The 16,594-nt window shown below is 67.0% G+C and carries 16 protein-coding genes; 13 read left to right on the forward strand and 3 right to left on the reverse strand.

All coding sequences use genetic code 11. From position 1 onward, the window contains the following. The first annotated feature begins 13 nt into the window (after positions 1-13). From DB708_RS01980 to DB708_RS02005, 6 genes are all read left to right on the forward strand, one after another. Positions 14-559, forward strand: coding sequence for a DUF4232 domain-containing protein (locus DB708_RS01980; RefSeq protein WP_409347550.1), 546 nt, complete (start codon positions 14-16; stop codon positions 557-559). A 156-nt stretch (positions 560-715) separates the two neighbouring features. Then, positions 716-2,338 carry a peptide ABC transporter substrate-binding protein gene (locus DB708_RS01985; protein ID WP_108920544.1) on the forward strand — a complete coding sequence of 541 codons (1,623 nt, stop codon included), beginning with the start codon at positions 716-718 and terminating at the stop codon, positions 2,336-2,338. A 3-nt stretch (positions 2,339-2,341) separates the two neighbouring features. Next, positions 2,342-3,268: an ABC transporter permease gene (locus DB708_RS01990; protein ID WP_108920262.1), complete on the forward strand. Its 927-nt coding sequence runs from the start codon at positions 2,342-2,344 to the stop codon at positions 3,266-3,268. After that, entirely contained in the window at positions 3,261-4,124 is an 864-nt protein-coding gene (locus tag DB708_RS01995; protein ID WP_108920263.1) for an ABC transporter permease, read from the forward strand. Before DB708_RS01990 ends, DB708_RS01995 begins: the two co-directional genes overlap by 8 nt. Further along, on the forward strand, positions 4,121-5,758 hold the full coding sequence (locus tag DB708_RS02000; RefSeq protein WP_108920545.1) for a dipeptide ABC transporter ATP-binding protein: 1,638 nt from the start codon (positions 4,121-4,123) through the stop codon (positions 5,756-5,758). The genes DB708_RS01995 and DB708_RS02000 overlap by 4 nt, the downstream gene beginning before the upstream one ends. 11 nt (positions 5,759-5,769) lie before the next feature. Then, positions 5,770-6,531, forward strand: a complete 762-nt coding sequence (locus DB708_RS02005) for an oxidoreductase (protein ID WP_108920264.1) — start codon at positions 5,770-5,772, stop codon at positions 6,529-6,531. A gap of 429 nt (positions 6,532-6,960) precedes the next feature. Here DB708_RS02005 and DB708_RS02015 read toward each other — a convergent pair whose 3' ends face one another. Further along, a complete protein-coding gene (locus tag DB708_RS02015) occupies positions 6,961-7,818 on the reverse strand; it encodes an HAD-IB family hydrolase (protein ID WP_108920546.1) in 858 nt (285 codons plus the stop codon). A 501-nt stretch (positions 7,819-8,319) separates the two neighbouring features. Between DB708_RS02015 and ssd the strand changes: the two genes are divergently transcribed. From ssd to DB708_RS27505, 7 genes are read left to right on the forward strand one after another with little or no spacing between them, the layout of a single operon-like run. Further along, positions 8,320-9,369: a septum site-determining protein Ssd gene (gene ssd / locus DB708_RS02020; RefSeq protein WP_108920265.1), complete on the forward strand. Its 1,050-nt coding sequence runs from the start codon at positions 8,320-8,322 to the stop codon at positions 9,367-9,369. Then, entirely contained in the window at positions 9,366-10,541 is a 1,176-nt protein-coding gene (locus DB708_RS02025) for a TadA family conjugal transfer-associated ATPase (protein ID WP_108920266.1), read from the forward strand. The genes ssd and DB708_RS02025 overlap by 4 nt, the downstream gene beginning before the upstream one ends. Continuing rightward, positions 10,538-11,344, forward strand: a complete 807-nt coding sequence (locus DB708_RS02030) for a type II secretion system F family protein (RefSeq protein ID WP_108920267.1) — start codon at positions 10,538-10,540, stop codon at positions 11,342-11,344. Before DB708_RS02025 ends, DB708_RS02030 begins: the two co-directional genes overlap by 4 nt. After that, positions 11,341-11,934, forward strand: coding sequence for a type II secretion system F family protein (locus tag DB708_RS02035; RefSeq protein ID WP_201263395.1), 594 nt, complete (start codon positions 11,341-11,343; stop codon positions 11,932-11,934). The genes DB708_RS02030 and DB708_RS02035 overlap by 4 nt, the downstream gene beginning before the upstream one ends. Before the next feature lie 24 nt (positions 11,935-11,958). Beyond that, a complete protein-coding gene (locus DB708_RS02040) occupies positions 11,959-12,159 on the forward strand; it encodes a DUF4244 domain-containing protein (RefSeq protein ID WP_108920268.1) in 201 nt (66 codons plus the stop codon). A 23-nt stretch (positions 12,160-12,182) separates the two neighbouring features. After that, positions 12,183-12,485, forward strand: coding sequence for a TadE family type IV pilus minor pilin (locus DB708_RS27500; protein WP_235616586.1), 303 nt, complete (start codon positions 12,183-12,185; stop codon positions 12,483-12,485). Positions 12,486-12,516: 31 nt separating this feature from the next. Then, positions 12,517-12,813 carry an Rv3654c family TadE-like protein gene (locus tag DB708_RS27505; RefSeq protein WP_338103930.1) on the forward strand — a complete coding sequence of 99 codons (297 nt, stop codon included), beginning with the start codon at positions 12,517-12,519 and terminating at the stop codon, positions 12,811-12,813. Here the strand turns inward: DB708_RS27505 and DB708_RS02050 are convergent, their stop codons facing one another. Together DB708_RS02050 and DB708_RS02055 are read right to left on the reverse strand one after the other, a co-directional pair. After that, a complete protein-coding gene (locus DB708_RS02050) occupies positions 12,814-13,851 on the reverse strand; it encodes a PAS domain-containing protein (protein ID WP_108920269.1) in 1,038 nt (345 codons plus the stop codon). It lies immediately after the preceding gene. A gap of 300 nt (positions 13,852-14,151) precedes the next feature. Next, positions 14,152-16,467, reverse strand: coding sequence for a DEAD/DEAH box helicase (locus tag DB708_RS02055; protein ID WP_108920270.1), 2,316 nt, complete (start codon positions 16,465-16,467; stop codon positions 14,152-14,154). Positions 16,468-16,594: the final 127 nt, after the last annotated feature.

Consider the following 16,594-nt stretch of genomic DNA (forward strand, 5'->3'; position numbering starts at 1 on the left):
AATCACCTTTGTGCTGGAACCTCGCGGACGGCGCGCCCGCCGTTTGCTCCTTAGCTTTGCCGCGGCCGCAACGAGTTACACGGTCGCCGCGGTGCTGGGCCCGCAGTCGTGGGCGGTTCCGGTTGAGAGCGGCGAACAGGCGGTGCCGTGCAAGTCCGACCAGGTCGCCGTGATCGCCTCCCCGACGGAGGGGGCGATGGGCCACCGCGCGGTAATGCTGACGTTCAGCCTCGCCGGTGGTGGGGAGCCGTGCACGCTCACCGGCTATCCCGCGGTCGAGACGGGCTCCGGTGGGCCGGATCTTCATGCCAAGCCGACGCCGCGCGGTTACCTGGGTGGTTTGCCGAGCAATGTCGATGTGCCACCCACCGTCACGTTGTCATTGGCCGCACAGGGGCAGGCCGTCGTGGAGGGCATGGCGGTCGACGGCAAGGGCACCGCATGCCCCAACTACACCGAGCTGCGGGTCAACCCACCCGACACGATCATCGTGCTCACCGTGCCGGCGACGATCGATGCCTGCGAACTGCAGGTGCATCCCATCACCGACGTTCACTAGACCTACCTACCGGCCACCTAGGCGGCGCCCCCCGAGGCGAGAACCGCGACCCCCATCGCGAAATCCTTGGGTTGTCGACGTGAGATGACGCACTTCGCCGGCGGTCCTTTTGCAGTCGACGTGACCGCAGGCCCTAGGGTCGCTGTCATGCGTTGGATGCCGAGCAGGCCGGTCTGGCCGGTTTTTACTGCCGTCATCGTGCTGATCATCGCGTCGTTGGCCGGCTGCGGCGGCGGCGCCCTGAGCCCCGATCTGGTGGTCGTCAACGGCGGGGAACCGCCCAACCCGCTGATCCCCACCGGCACCAATGACAGTCTTGGAGGACGGATCCTGGACCGGCTGTTCGCCGGATTGGTGTCCTACGACGCCAACGGCAAACCCTCGCCGGAGGTGGCGCAGTCGATCGCGACCACCGACAACATCAACTATCGGATCATCCTCAAACCTGGGTGGAAGTTCACCGACGGGTCGCCGGTGACGGCGCATTCGTTTGTCGACGCGTGGAACTACAGTGCCCTGAGCACCAATGCCCAACTGCAACAGGACTTCTTCCGTCCCATCGCCGGATTCGACGACGTCGCCGGCGCCCCGGGTGGCGGAAAGTCGACCACGATGTCCGGGCTGCAGGTGGTCAACGATCTCGAGTTCACCGTGCGGTTGCGGGCGCCGACCGTCGACTTCACCTTGCGACTTGGTCACGGGGCGTTCTACCCGTTGCCGGACAAGGCCTTTCGGGACATGGCGGCATTTGGGCGCAATCCGATCGGGAACGGCCCCTACCAGCTGGCCGACGGTCCGGACGGGCCGGCCTGGGAGCACAACGTCAAGATCGACTTGAAGCCTAACCCCGATTACCGCGGTAACCGCAAACCCCACAACAAGGGCCTGAGGTTCGAGTTCTACGGCAACCTCGATACCGCGTATGCCGATCTGCTGTCCGGCAATCTCGATGTCCTGGACACGATTCCGTCCAGCGCGCTGACGATCTACCAGCGCGACCTGGGCGGGAATGCCGCGAGCGGCCCGGTCGCGGTCAGCCAATCTCTCGACACGCCGTTGCGGCTGCCACATTTCGGGGGTGAGGAGGGCCGGCTGCGCCGGCTGGCGCTGTCGGCAGCCGTCAACCGCTCGCAGATCTGTCAGCAGATCTTCAACGGCACCCGCAGCCCGGCCCGCGATTTCACGGCCCGATCCCTGCCGGGTTTCGACCCGAATATTCCGGGTAATGACGCATTGGACTTCAACCCCGAACGGGCGCGGCAACTCTGGGCGCAGGCCAACGCGATCTCGCCGTGGAGCGGGCGCTACGCCATCGCGTACAACGCCGACAGTGGCCATCAGGAATGGGTGGATGCGGTGGCCAATAGCATCAAGAATGTGCTGGGCATCGATGCCGTCGGCGCGCCGCAGCCCACTTTCGCGGGGTTTCGCACCCAGATCACCAACCGCACCATCGACACCGCGTTTAGGGCCGGCTGGATCGGTGACTATCCGTCGATGATCGAGTTCCTCGCCCCGCTGTACGCGACCGGTGCGGGATCCAACGACGTCGGGTACTCCAGCGGGGAGTTCGACGCCGGCCTAGCGGCCGCCGAGGCGGCGCCTAACCTGCAGCAGGCGGACGTGCTTGCCAATGTCGCACAGCGAATCCTGTTGCGCGACATGCCCGCTGTGCCGCTGTGGTACTACATCGCCGTTCTCGGATGGTCGCCGGAGGTCAGCGACGTCAAGGTGACGTGGAACGGGATGCCCGACTACGAGAACATCGTCAAGGCCTGAGCCATGGGGTGGTACATCGCGCGCAGGATCGCCGTCATGGTGCCCGTCTTCCTGGGCGCGACGTTGCTGATCTACGGCATGGTGTTCCTGCTGCCCGGCGACCCGCTGGCCGCGATCGCCGGAGACCGGCCGCTGACCCCGGCGGTCGCCGCCCAACTGCGGGCGCGCTACCACCTCGACGATCCTTTCCTGCTGCAGTACCTGCACTACCTGGGCGGTGTCCTGCACGGCGACCTGGGCCGCGCCTATTCCGGGCTACCGGTGAGTGCCGTTCTAGCACACGCTTTTCCGGTGACGATCCGGCTGGCGCTGATCGCACTGATCGTGGAGGCGGTGTTCGGGATCGGGTTCGGCGTGATATCCGGGCTGCGCCAGGGTGGGCTGTTCGATTCCACGGTGCTGATCACCGGACTGATCATTATCGCGATCCCGATCTTCGTGCTGGGGTTCCTGACCCAATTCCTGTTCGGGGTACGGCTGGGCATCGCGCCGGTCACCGTTGGCGAGCGGGCGACATTCGCGCGCCTGCTGCTGCCCGGAATTGTCTTGGGTTCAGTGTCATTCGCCTACGTGGTGCGGTTGACCCGATCGGCGGTGGCCGCCAACGCGCACGCCGACTATGTCCGCACCGCTACGGCGAAGGGATTGTCGTGGCCGCGGGTCGTCACCGTGCACATTCTGCGCAACTCGCTGATCCCGGTGGTGACGTTCCTGGGTGCCGATGTGGGTGCGCTGATGGGCGGAGCCATCGTGACCGAAGGCATCTTCAACATTCACGGTGTCGGCGGAGTGCTCTACCAAGCCGTCACCCGGCAGGAGGCGCCGACCGTCGTCTCGATCGTGACAGTGCTGGTGCTGATCTATCTGATCACCAACCTGCTGGTCGACCTGCTCTATGCGGCCCTGGACCCGAGGATCCGATATGGCTGAACACTCCGGCTTTTGGGGCGAGGCCTGGCGCAGGTTGCACCGGCGTCCAAAATTCGTCGTCGCCGCTGCGCTGATCCTGACCATTGTTCTGGTCGCGCTGTTTCCGGCGATGTTCACCCACGCCGACCCCGGCTACGCCGATCCCAGCCAAAGCCTGCTCGGCCCGTCGGCGGTGCACTGGTTCGGCACCGATCTGCAAGGGCACGACATCTACGCGCGCACCATTTATGGGGCTCGCGCCTCGGTCACGGTGGGGTTGGGCGCCACCCTGCTGGTGTTCGTCGTCGGCGGGGCGCTGGGGGCGTTGGCCGGCTTCTACGGGGGCTGGCTCGACGCGCTGGTCTCGCGCATTACCGACGTGTTCTTCGGGCTGCCGCTGCTGCTGGCCGCGATCGTGCTGATGCAGGTGCTGCACCATCGCACGGTGTGGACGGTGATCGCCATCCTGGCGTTGTTCGGCTGGCCGCAGGTGGCCAGGATCGCACGCGGCGCGGTGTTGGAGGTGCGGGCCAGCGATTATGTCCTCGCGGCTAAGGCATTGGGGTTGAGCAGGTTTCAAACCTTGCTGCGGCACGCATTGCCTAATGCGGTGGGCCCGGTGATCGCGATGTCCACCATTGCGCTGGGGGCCTTCATCGTCACCGAGGCCACGCTGTCCTATCTCGGCGTCGGGCTGCCGACCTCGGTGGTGTCGTGGGGCGGCGATATCAACCTCGCGCAGACGCGGCTGCGGGCCGGCTCACCGATCTTGTTCTATCCCGCGGGCGCACTGGCGATTACGGTGCTGGCATTCATGATGATGGGTGACGCCCTGCGCGACGCCCTGGATCCGGCGTCGCGAGCGTGGCGGGCATGAGCACCGTGGAATCGCCGCTGCTGAAAGTTGAGGGCCTGGAAGTCAAGTTCGGCGACCATGCCCCCGCAGTCAGCGGCGTCGATCTAAGCGTCATGCGTGGCCAAACCGTCGCCGTGGTCGGTGAATCAGGATCGGGGAAATCCACCACTGCCGCCGCGATCCTTGGGCTGCTGGCTCCCGGTGGCCGGATCACGGCCGGTCGCATCACCTTCGACGGGATCGACATCACTTCGGCTGGTCGGAAAGCCGACCGCCGACTGCTGCGGTCGATCAGAGGCCGTCGCATCGGGTACGTACCCCAAGACCCGATGACCAACCTCAACCCCGTCTGGAAGGTAGGATTCCAGATCTCAGAAGCGTTGCGGGCCAATACCGATGGCCGGCAGGTACGCCACCGAGCCGTGCAGCTGCTCGCCCAGGCCGGCATGCCGGATCCGGCGAAGCAGGCGGCCAAGTACCCGCACCAGTTGTCCGGCGGGATGTGCCAGCGTGCGCTGATCGCCATCGGGCTGGCGGGTCATCCGCAGCTACTGATCGCCGATGAGCCGACTTCCGCGCTGGATGTCACGGTGCAACGGCAGGTGCTCGACCATTTGCAGCGCCTCACCGACGAATTGGGCACCGCGCTGTTGCTGATCACTCATGACCTGGCGCTGGCCGCCGAACGGGCAGAGCGGGTGGTCGTGGTCAACCGGGGGGTGGTGGTGGAATCCGGTGCTGCACAGTCGATCCTGCGTGATCCGCGGCACGAGTACACCCGCCGGCTGGTGGCTGCGGCGCCGTCGCTGACGGTCCGGAGTTCGGCGCCGGCACGTCGGCAGGCCGTCACCGGTGCCGCTGACATCCTCGTCGCCTCGGAGCTGACCAAGGTCTACCGGGAGTCGCACGGTGCACCGTGGCGGCGGACTCAGTTCTGCGCCGTCGACGCCGTGTCGTTCCGGCTGCGCCGGGCCAGCACCCTGGCCATCGTGGGGGAATCGGGTTCGGGGAAATCGACGGTCGCCCGGATGGCACTGGGCCTACTCCAACCGACTTCGGGCACAGTCGTTTTCGACGGCACCCAGATTTCCGACGGGTTAAATCGGGACGCGATGATGGCTTTTCGCCGTCGCGTGCAGCCGGTGTTCCAGAACCCCTACAGCAGCCTGGATCCCATGTACTCGGTGTTTCGCGCCATCGAGGAACCGTTGCGGATCCATCGCGTCGGCGACCGGACCCAACGCGAGAAGACGGTGCGCGAGCTCGTTGACCAGGTGGCGTTGCCGTCGTCGGTGCTCGGCAGGTTGCCGCGCGAGCTGTCGGGCGGCCAACGCCAGCGGGTCGCAATCGCGCGGGCGTTGGCGCTGCGCCCGCAGGTGCTGGTGTGCGATGAGGCGGTATCGGCGCTCGACGTGCTGGTGCAGGCGCAGATCCTGGACCTGCTGACCTCACTACAGGCCGAGCTGGGCCTTGCCTACCTGTTCATCAGCCACGACCTGGCGGTGATCCGGCAGATCGCCGACGATGTCCTGGTGATGCGGGCGGGTCAGATCGTGGAGCATGCGGGCACTGAGGAGCTGTTCAGTAACCCCGGCCACGAGTACACCCGGCAATTGCTGGAGGCCATTCCCGGCGCGTCCACCCCTGACCGCTAGGTTGGCAACCTGTGACGGCAGATCCGCTCGCCCCGCTGATGGAGCTCCCCGGCGTCGCCGAGGCCAGTGACCGGGCCCGAGACGCGTTGGGCCGCGCTCACCGGCATCGGGCTAACCTGCGGGGCTGGCCGGTAACCGCCGCCGAGGCCTCGTTGCGGGCGGCTCGCGCTTCGTCGGTGCTCGATGGCGGGCCCGTGCGGTTCGAGGACTTGGCGGACAGTTCAGGCGTCAACGATCCGGTGTTCGGCGGCGCGCTGCGAGTCGCTCAGGCACTGGAGGGCGGCGGGGGTGCGCTGGTCGGTATCTGGCAACGGGCGCCGTTGCAGGCGCTGGCCCGGCTACACATGCTGGCCGCCGCCGACCAGGTCGATGATGACCAATTGGGCCGACCGCGGGCCGACGCCGAGATCGGGCCGCGTCTCGAGCTGCTGGCCGAGTTGGTGTCCGGTCGCACGCAGGTGCCGGCGCCGGTAGTCGCAGCGGTCGCGCACGGAGAACTGCTGACGCTCAAGCCCTTTGGCAGCGCGGATGGCGTGATGGCACGCGCGGTGTCTCGGCTGGTGACCATTGCAAGTGGGCTGGATCCGCACGGACTGGGTGTGCCCGAGGTGAGCTGGATGCGCAAACCCGGCGACTATCGGTCCGCCGCAAGCGGATTCGCCGAAGGCGCGCCGCGCGGCGTCGGGGCCTGGCTGGTGCTGTGTTGCCGGGCGCTGCAGGCCGGCGCACAAGAAGCGTTGTCGATCGCCGAGGCGTTGCCGGGGAAAAGTTGAACCAACCGGGTCAACACATGTAGAGCGGGCGGCGTTCCGAAATATTCGGTCCGCCGCCCGCTAGCACGGAACTCGGTTACCAAGCGTGCATCTGTGGGGTTGCGTGGGTGGCCTCGGCGATCTTGCGACGCTTCAAGTTACAACCCCACCCAAAGGGCTGCTCGTACTTTCTGCTTTTTCGCAATTACGCAGGCCCACAACACTTCTGCCATTATCGCGGCTATGACTCCGCGTGGGTGCCGAGTACCGTGCTGGGCGCCCGGGTTGGGAGAACGAACCTTCTCTTCCGGGTCGACCTAGGCCTTACCGGGCTTCCGTGGTTCCTTTGTACTACTGGAGCCTTAGCACAGCAAGGCCCAATTGTGCGAATGTTGCGAAGCGGTTATCGAATCGATCGCTTGGTAGGTTTGCTGGCGCCGCGGCGCGACGCTAGAACGCGAAGCGCCGCAACAGCGAGTAGGTCACCGCGCCGGCCGCCAGCGCGGTGATACTCACCGCGGCTGTGGTGGCGATCGCGGCTCCCGACGGGGCCGGAATCCGGTCTCGCAGAGACACCGGTCGCGAGAAACTCAATACCGGCCAGCCACGTTCGGTCGCTTCCTTGCGCAAACCGCGGTCCGGGTTGACCACGCTCGGATGTCCGACGGACTCGAGCATTGGCAGGTCGGTGATCGAGTCCGAGTAGGCGTAACAATGTTCCAGCGGATAGCCCTCGCGGGCCGCCAACTCGCGGATCGCTTGGACCTTGCCCTCGCCGTAGCAATAGAAGCCGACCTCGCCGGTGTACTTGCCGTCCTCGACCACCATCCGGGTCGCCATCGCATGCGTTGCGCCGAGCGCGCGGGCGATCGGCGCGACGATTTCTTCGCCGGAGGCGGAGACCACCACGACGTCGCGGCCGCATAATTTGTGCGCGGCAATTAGGTCCGCGGCTTCCGCGAACACCAGCGGAGTCACGATGTCGTGCAGCGTTTCGTTGACGATCGACTTGACCTGAGCGGCGTCCCAGCCGGTGCACATGTTGGTCATGTGGGTCCGCATTCGGTCCATCTGGTCATGATCGGCACCAGAGAGCAGAAAGATGAATTGGGCGTAGCTGGACTTCAGCACGGCCCGGCGATTGAGCAGACCCTGGTCGAAGAACGGTTTGCTGAACGCCAGCGTGCTGGACTTGGCGATGATCGTCTTATCCAGGTCGAAGAAGGCCGCGGTGCGGGCGTGCGGACTGCCGGGTGCGGTGGTCCGCGCCGAGGTTTGCTGATGCGCATCCGGGTCGGAGACGGTCACCGACACAGCATAGGTCGGTCGGCAGGCGAGTCCGCGGAGTTGTCCCGCAGTGCGCGGCGAACGGGATGTAACAGACGAGGCCAACGGTGTTTTTGCGGCTCAAAGTGTTGTTCTGAAAAAAACAGCCACTTGCGTCAGTCCGCACTGTCGTGTGTATAGTAAGCATTACTCGGCCTGAGCCGAGGGTGTATCAGCCCGACCCCCCGGGGCTGATGCACGACGACCTCCGCCTCCTCCCCTGGCGGGGGTCGTCCCTTTTCTGGGGTAAGTTTCCCAGGATTACTTTCTTCTGTCAGGTCCTCTGTATGGGCCTGCGGCGGGTTGCGGGCACGGTGTTATCTATCGCGCGGGAATCCGCCCACTCGATCGGTTTGTGCACACTTCCGTCTCTCTCCACAAATCCTGCTTTGGGACTGGTGTCCCATCCTGAGCTGCCCGCACGGTGGTGGGATGACTACCACCTCCGGCACCGCGGCGAGAGATTCCTCGGGCGTCTTGGCGGTGCTGACCGACGCCAACTTGCGTGACGAGCTGGACCGGGTCGCCGCGGCCGTCGGCGTTCGAGTGGTCCACGCCGGGGGTTCGGCGGTTGCGAGGAAAACGTGGTCGGCGGCTGCGGCGGTGGTGCTCGATGAGGCGGCCGCGGAGCGCTGTGGGCGTGCGGGGATGCCGCGCCGCGCTCATGTCAGCGTGCTGAGCGCCGCCGAACCCACGACGGCAACTTGGTCGGCCGCAGTTGCGGTCGGCGCCCAACACGTCATGTTCCTGCCCGGGCAGGAACATGAACTGATTCGCGAGCTCGCCGAATCCGCTGATTCGATCCGAGACGACGGATCGCGCGGCGAGGTTGTCGCGGTGATCGGGGGGTGCGGCGGTGCGGGTGCCTCGTTGTTCGCGGCCGCGCTGGCTCGGGCCGCCGGCGAGGTGCTGTTGGTCGATCTCGATCCTTGGGGTGGCGGCGCCGATTTGTTGCTCGGCGTTGAGACGACGCCGGGTTTGCGCTGGCCCGACTTGGCATTGCAGGGCGGTCGCCTCAACTGGTTGGCCGTGCGTGACGCGTTGCCGCGGCTGGGCGGTATCAGCTTGCTGTCGGGCACACGGCGCGGCTACGAGCTGGACGCCAAGCCCGTGGACGCGGTGATCGATGCGGGCCGGCGTGGGGGAGTCACTGTCGTGTGCGATCTGCCCCGCCGGCTGACCGACGCTAGCCAAGCCGCGCTGGATGCCGCGGACCTGGTCGTTGTCGTCAGTCCATGTGACGTCCGGGCGTGCGCGGCGACCGCGGCGATCGCCCCGGTGCTGGCCGCGATCAATCCCAACCTCGGGTTGGTCGTTCGGGGTCCAGCGCCGGGCGGCTTGCGGGCGGCTGAAATCGCCGACATCACCGGGGTGACGCTGCTCGCGTCGATGAGAGCGCAGCCGCAACTGGCGGAGCAGTTGGAACGCGGAGGGCTGCGGTTGGGGCGGCGATCCGCGCTGACGGCGGCGGCCCGCCGAGTGTTAGCGGTGCTGCCGCACACGGGATCTGGGCCGAAGGTCAGGGCGGCGTGAGCGGATCGCTTATCGAGCGGGTGCGGGAGCGGCTGGCCACCGAATCGGCTCCGCTGGGTTCTGCGCTGAAGCCCAACGTGGTGGCCGCTGCGATTCGGGCCGAGTCCGGCGGGGTGCTTGGCGATACCGAGGTGCTCGCGAATCTTCGGGTGCTACAGACCGAGCTGACCGGCGCCGGCATCCTCGAACCGCTGCTATGCGCGGACGGCACCACCGACGTCCTGGTCACCGCGCCCGACGCCGTGTGGGTCGACGATGGAAACGGTTTGCGACGCAGCCACATCCGATTTGCCGACGAGGCGGCCGTGCGGCGGTTGGCGCAGCGGCTGGCGTTGGCCGCCGGCCGGCGCCTCGATGACGCCCAGCCGTGGGTCGACGGACAGCTGACTGGATTCGGTGCCGGCGGGTTTGCTGTCCGATTGCACGCGGTGCTGCCGCCTGTGGCGGCCGGCGGCACCTGTTTGTCGCTGCGGGTGTTGCGGCCGGCTACACAGGATCTGGCGGCCCTGACCGCGGCGGGCGCCATCGAGCCCCGGGCGGCCGCGTTGGTGGCCGACATCATCGCGGCGCGGTTGGCCTTCCTGATTTGTGGCGGCACCGGCGCCGGAAAGACAACCTTGCTGGCGGCCATGCTGGGCGCGGTATCCCCGGTCGAGCGGATCGTCTGCGTCGAGGATGCCGCCGAATTGGCGCCCCGGCATCCACATCTGGTGAAGCTGGTCGCAAGGTGCGCCAATGTCGAAGGCGTGGGCGAGGTTCCGGTGCGCCAACTCGTCCGGCAGGCGTTGCGGATGCGGCCGGACCGCATCGTGGTCGGCGAGGTCAGGGGAGCCGAAGTGGTAGACCTGCTGGCGGCGCTGAACACCGGGCACGACGGCGGGGCGGGCACGGTGCATGCGAACAATCCGGGTGAGGTTCCCGCCCGGCTGGAGGCGTTGGGCGCGCTTGGCGGTCTGGACCGCGCGGCCTTACACAGCCAGCTCGCCGCGGCGGTGCAGGTGCTGCTGCACGTCGCCCGCGATCGACAGGGTCGGCGCTGGCTCGCCGAGATCGCGGTGCTGCGCCCAGTCGACGGGCGCGTCCGGGCGATCACGGCGTGGCAGGCAGAGCAAGGCATGACCGACGAAGCGGACGAACTGCATCGTTTGCTGCGAAGCCGGTTGCCGGCATGAACGGCCTAACGACCGCCGCGTTGCTATTGGCATTGGCGCTCTGGGTCTTTCCGTCATCACCGCGGCCACGAATCGCCGTGGCGACCCCAGCGCACCGACGGGTCATGGTCGGGGCGCGCGGGGCCGGCGGCGTCACCGTCTGCACCGCTGTCGTGGCCGCGGCGTTGTTGCCGCTGGCGACGGTCCTGGCCGCCGCGGTGGTGGCCGGCACGGCTGGCGTGCGCTACCGTCGCCGACGCCAGATCCGGCGCGCGACACAGGAGGGCCGGACGCTGGAAGCCGCGCTCGATGTGTTGGTCGGAGAGCTGCGCGTCGGCTCGAATCCGGTGCAGGCGTTCGAGGTGGCCGCCGGCGAAACCGTTGGTGCGGTTGCCGTGGCACTGCATGCCGTCGCAGCCCGGGCGCGATTGGGTGCCGACGTCACGGCCGGCCTGCGCGCCGCCGCACGATCGTCAGCCCAGCCAGCGCATTGGCATCGATTGGCGGTGTGCTGGCAGCTGGCCGGTGCTCACGGCCTAGCGATCGCGACCCTGATGCGTACCGCGCAGCGCGATATCGTTGAGTATCAACGATTCTCGGCACGGGTCAGCTCGGGCATGGCCGGGGCGCGTGCCACCGCGGCAATACTGGCGTGCCTGCCGTTGCTTGGAGTCTTGCTGGGCCAACTGATCGGGGCTCGTCCACTGGGCTTCTTGCTCAGCGGGAACGCCGGGGGATGGCTGTTGGTTGTCGGATCGGTGCTCGCGTGCGGCGGGTTGCTGTGGTCGGACCGAATCATCGAGCGTGCTGGAGCGGGGGCATGAGCACCGCGGCGGTATTGCTCGCGGTGGCCTTGCTGATCGGCCCCGGCCCATCGGTGGTGCGGGCGCGCGCCGGGACAACCGCTCGCGCGCAACGGGTGCGGCCTGGGTTGACCGAAGCGCCCGCTCATCGATCCGACCCGCTGGCGGTCGCGTCCAGCCTGGACGTGCTGGCCGTGTGCTTAGCGGCGGGCATGGCCGTGTCGAACGCGGCGGGCGCTACCGCAGCGTCCGCGCCACCGAAGCTCGCGCGGGTGTTGCGGCGGGCCGCTGATCTGCTGGCTCTGGGCGCCGATCCCGCCGTCGCATGGTCGATCTCGCCAAAGGCTGTGGTCGATGTGCAGACCGATGCGCTACTGCGACTTGCGCGGCGGTCGGCATCGTCGGGAGCAGCGCTGGCCGGCGGCGTCGCGGAACTGGCCGATCAGTCTCGTCACGACGCCGCACACACCGCCGCGGCGGCCGCCGAGCGGGCTGGGGTGCTGATCGCCGGACCGCTCGGCCTGTGTTTTCTGCCGGCATTTGTCTGCCTAGGCATTGTCCCGGTGGTGGTGGGGCTGGCCGGAGATGTTCTGCAGTCGGGTTTGCTGTGACGCCGCAACAGAGGGGATGCATTGATGATCAACATGTTTCGCGTAGTGATCGCGCGGATGACGCTCCTGGCCACCGACGAGTCGGGGATGTCGACGGTCGAATACGCGATCGGCACCATCGCCGCGGCCGCCTTCGGCGCGATCCTGTACACCGTCGTCACCGGCGATTCGATCGTGTCGGCGTTGACCAACATCATCGGTCGCGCGCTCAACACCAAGGTCTAGCCGGCTGTGCCGGTTCGAGCACCGTGGAAGGCGCATTGGCGATCGCCACGCTGGTCGTCGTGCTGGTGGGATGCCTGGCGGGGATCACGGCTGTGTCGATGCAAGTCCGCTGTGTCGATGCCGCCCGCGAAGCCGCCCGGTTGGCCGCCCGCGGTGACGAACATTTCGCGGTCGACGCGGCGCGCCGGATCGCGCCGGGGGGAGCGCAAGTCTCGTTGCACCGCGACGGTGACTTCCTTGTGGCGACGGTCGTTGCGCACTCAAAGGCATTGCCCACGTTGGATATTAGTGCTAGGGCCGTGTCGGCGGCAGAGCCGTCACGATGATCGCGGCTCGGCGACCGTGCTGGCGGTGGCGATGCTCGCGGTGCTGCTGTGCGTCTCGGGCGCCGGGGCATACCTCGGTTCGGTGGTGGTGGCACGCCATCGTGCGCAAGCGGCTGCCGATCTGGCCGCGTTGGCTGCCGCGGCGCGGTTGCCTGCTGGAACGGGGGCGGCCTGCGTCCGGGCGAGTGCGGTAGCCCGCGCGATGCGGGTCGACGACGTCGTCTGCCGGGTGGACGATCTTGACGTCGTCGTCATCGTTCACGTGGCGGTGCCGTTCGCCGGTGTGGCCCAGGCCGCCGCGCGGGCCGGGCCGGTCGACGCGGCGTGATCAGCCGTTGTCGTCCGGCTCCCTTGGCAGGCCGGCGCCGGCGAGCTCCTCGTCACTGGGCAATCGCAGCGAGACCAGACCGACGAAGGTGTCCGGCTCGAGTTCCACTCGATTGGCCGTCACGTGCACGGGCACCCAATTGCCGTCGATGCCACGCATCCGCAGCACGCGGCTGGTCGTTCCCTTGCCGAATTCCTTGGTCATGGCTGACATCTGGGGCACGTCGTCGGGATGGACCTTCGGCCTGTCCTTATCGGAGCCCCGCCAGTCGTAGAAGGTGCAAGGCTCGTCGAGCCATTTCAACAGGGTCCAGTTGTTCAGGTCGACGAGCGCCCGGTGCACTCCGGCCTGACGCAGCCCGTCGAGGATTCGCAGGGCCAGGTCATCAGTGGAGACCACCGGGCCCTTGAGTTCGGCGCGCCAGTTCATCGCCCGTGCGACGAGGTGGTCTCTGCCGTCCGGCCCGGGCTCGAGCCCGCTGCGGCCAATGAAACCAATCCGGATAGGATTTCCCTGCCAGTCAGTGAGATCCCAAGTGCTGCAGATTGTTTGGCCGGGCTCCGCCTTGACCGCCATGGCAAGGACTTTGGTTTCGTTCGGATTGAGCTCGCGTGAAGGGAGATCTTCGGCAAACGCTCGGCCAAAGGTGACTTCGACTTCGGGGTTCTTGCCGCTAATGGCCAGCGACTCCCGGGTGTCGGTGGCCACCCCAAGGGTGAGGTCCCACTTCAGTGGGCCCGCAATCGGCCGCTCGGGCGGATCGATGTCGGCAGGGCCGGTCCACACATGCACGCCGTGGATACAGCCGTCGGACATCACCACCGGTTCGGTGCGGATCACGCGATCACGCTTGGGAGTGATGCTGGTCAGGCTCTGGCCGGTGCGCATCGACTCGGCGATCGCGGTCCGGACCGCGGCCAGATGGGGACTGCGGCGGAGGAAGGTCGTGATGGGGACAAGGTTCTTGAGTTGCCGCCCCTGAGATACCACGGCGGGCTCGTCCCCCAGTGTCTCCACGAGCAACCAGTCGTGGGCCATGCAGTCGATTTTAGGGCGCCGACGCGGATTCGTGGTTGTGCGGGCGTGCTGTCAGCGCTCCAGCAAATCCCGCGATGTCGCCAGCTCGGATAACGGCGATTCGGCTTCGGCGCCGCTAAGTTACTGATAAGTTTGCATTCGAGATCTCAGCCTTGGTAGGTTTTCTGCTCCGGCCGTTGGTCGCGCTTTGAGACAACATGCTGGCGTTTCTTTAGTAAAGAGGAGACGCATTCGGCGGTTGTTGTATGCACTTCCGTGGAGGTCGACCGTCGAGGGGTCGGTCGCCGTCTATCGGGTTGCTCAGCGCGATCTTTCCGGTAACTCCGCAAGTACTAGTCGCAGCACCTGCACCGCTCCCGCTTTATCCAGCGGGTCGTTGCCATTGCCACACTTTGGGGACTGCACACACGACGGACAGCCCATCGGACATTCGCATGCCTCGATGGCCGCGGCCGTGGCACTCAACCAAGTGCGAGCCTTCCGGAAGCCGCGTTCGGCGAATCCTGCCCCGCCCGGATACCCGTCATAGACGAAGACGCTGGGCTCACCCAGCGGGCCCAGCGCGGTGGACATCCCGCCAATGTCACCGCGGTCGCAGCTGGCCACCAACGGCAGCAGTCCAATGGCCGCGTGTTCGGCGGCGTGCAACGAGCCAGGAATCCGAGTTGCGTCGATCCCGTTGCGCGCCAACGCCTCCGGCGTGATCGTGTACACGACCGCAGTGGTATCGAGGACGTGTTCGGGCATGTCCAGCTCGATGAAATCGATCACCTCCCCGGACAGTCGCCTACGCAGGTACCCGACGACCTGGTGTGTGACCCGGACCGGCACCACGCCCAGGGTGACCGGACCGAAAGTCGATTGCTCGCCGCTGCCGGTGACGTTGATGTCGGTGATTTCGCGGGCGAACGTCGCATAGCCGGGATCCTCGGCGTGTACGAAGGCCATTCCGCTCTCGAAATCCAGCGAATCGACCACATAACTGTCGCCCTGGTGCAGATATACCGCCCCCGGGTGGACCGAGGCGGGCGCCTGACCGGTCCCGGTGCTGCCCAGCAGTCGTCCCGTATCTGCCTCCACGATGACGATCTGGTCGCCCGCAGTGCCTCGGATGTCCACCGCGCCATGCGGTTCTAGACCGGGCACCGGAAAGTACTTGCCGTCCCGCCGGCGCAGCAGCCCGTCGTCGACCAGCCCGTCGGCCACGCGCGTCGCGCCGAGCTCCCGGACCTCCTCCTCCTTGAGGGGCAATTCTGTTGCAGCGCAAAGAAGTTGCGGACCGAGGAGGTAGGGATTGGCGGGATCGATCACCACCCGCTCGACCGGCCTGTCCAGCAGCGCCGCGGGGTTGTGCACCAGATAGGTGTCCAGCGGATCGTCGCGGGCGATCAGCACCACCAGCGCGCCCTGTCCGCGCCGGCCCGACCGGCCGGCTTGCTGCCAGAACGACGCAACCGTACCGGGAAACCCGGCGAGCACCACCGCATCCAGCCCCGCGATGTCGACTCCCAACTCCAGCGCGTTGGTGGTGGCCAAGCCCCGCAAGCGGCCCTCGGCCAGCGCGCGTTCCAGCGCATTGCGGTCCTCGGCGAGATAACCGGCCCGGTATGACGCCACCGTCTGCGACAGCCCCGCGGCGACGTCGTCCAGTCGCGCTTGGGCGCCCAGCGCGGTCAATTCGGCCGCGCGCCGCGAACGAACGAAGGTCAGGGTCTGGGCCCCCTCGGCGACCAGATCGGCCATCACCCGCGCCGCCTCGGCACCGGCGGAGCGTCGCACCGGGGCGCCATGCTCGCCGGTGATGTCGGTGCGCAAGGCCGGTTCCCATAGCGCCACGGTGCGAGCACCTTGCGGGGAACCGTCTTCGGTGACCTCTTCAACTGGCAGGCCGATCAGTTCGGCGGCCGTCGTACCTGGCGAATCCGTCGTCGCGCTGGCGAAAATCACCGTCGGCGCGGTCGAATAGCGCGCGCACAGACGCAACAGACGGCGCAGCACCATCGCCACGTTCGAGCCGAAGACGCCGCGGTAGTAATGACATTCGTCGACGATCACGTAGCGCAGGCCGCGCAGTAAGACCGCCCAGCGCGAATGATTTCGCAAAATGGATAAATGGATCATGTCGGGGTTGGAAAACAGCCATCGGGAACGCTCGCGCGCAAAGCGGCGGACCTCGGCGGGGCTGTCGCCGTCATAGGCCGTTGGCGCGACGTTGGCCAGGCGCGGGATAGCCGACGTCAGCGTGTGCGCGGTGCGTAACTGGTCGTGACCGAGGGCTTTGGTCGGCGACAGGTACAGCACCCGGGCCAACGGATCGGTCGCCAGCGCATTGAGAACGGGCAGTTGATAGGCCAGCGACTTGCCCGAGGCGGTACCCGTGCTGACCACGACATGACGGCCGGCGTGGGCCAATTCGGCGGCCCGCGCCTGGTGTGACCACGGTGCGCTGATACCGCGGTCGGTCAAGGCCGCAATGACGTCGGGTTCGGCCCATTCCGGCCAAATATGGGGCCGCCCGGCGCGCGCCGGCAGCTCCGCGACGTGGCGCAGCGGATGCTCGTCCGGTGCGGTGCCGGCGAGCGCGACGGCCAGCAGACCGCTGCCGAAACTCGCCACGTCGCACCCTCCAAGAATCCATCAGGAACACAAGTCTGTCGCCGACGCGACGAACATGATTGACTGTTTGCGGTCGTAGCTTCTGTGTTCGTGTCAAAACTTCGCAGGATCGACGTTGCGACCCGCG

It is taken from the genome of Mycobacterium montefiorense (genome assembly GCF_003112775.1).
Classification (GTDB): domain Bacteria; phylum Actinomycetota; class Actinomycetes; order Mycobacteriales; family Mycobacteriaceae; genus Mycobacterium; species Mycobacterium montefiorense.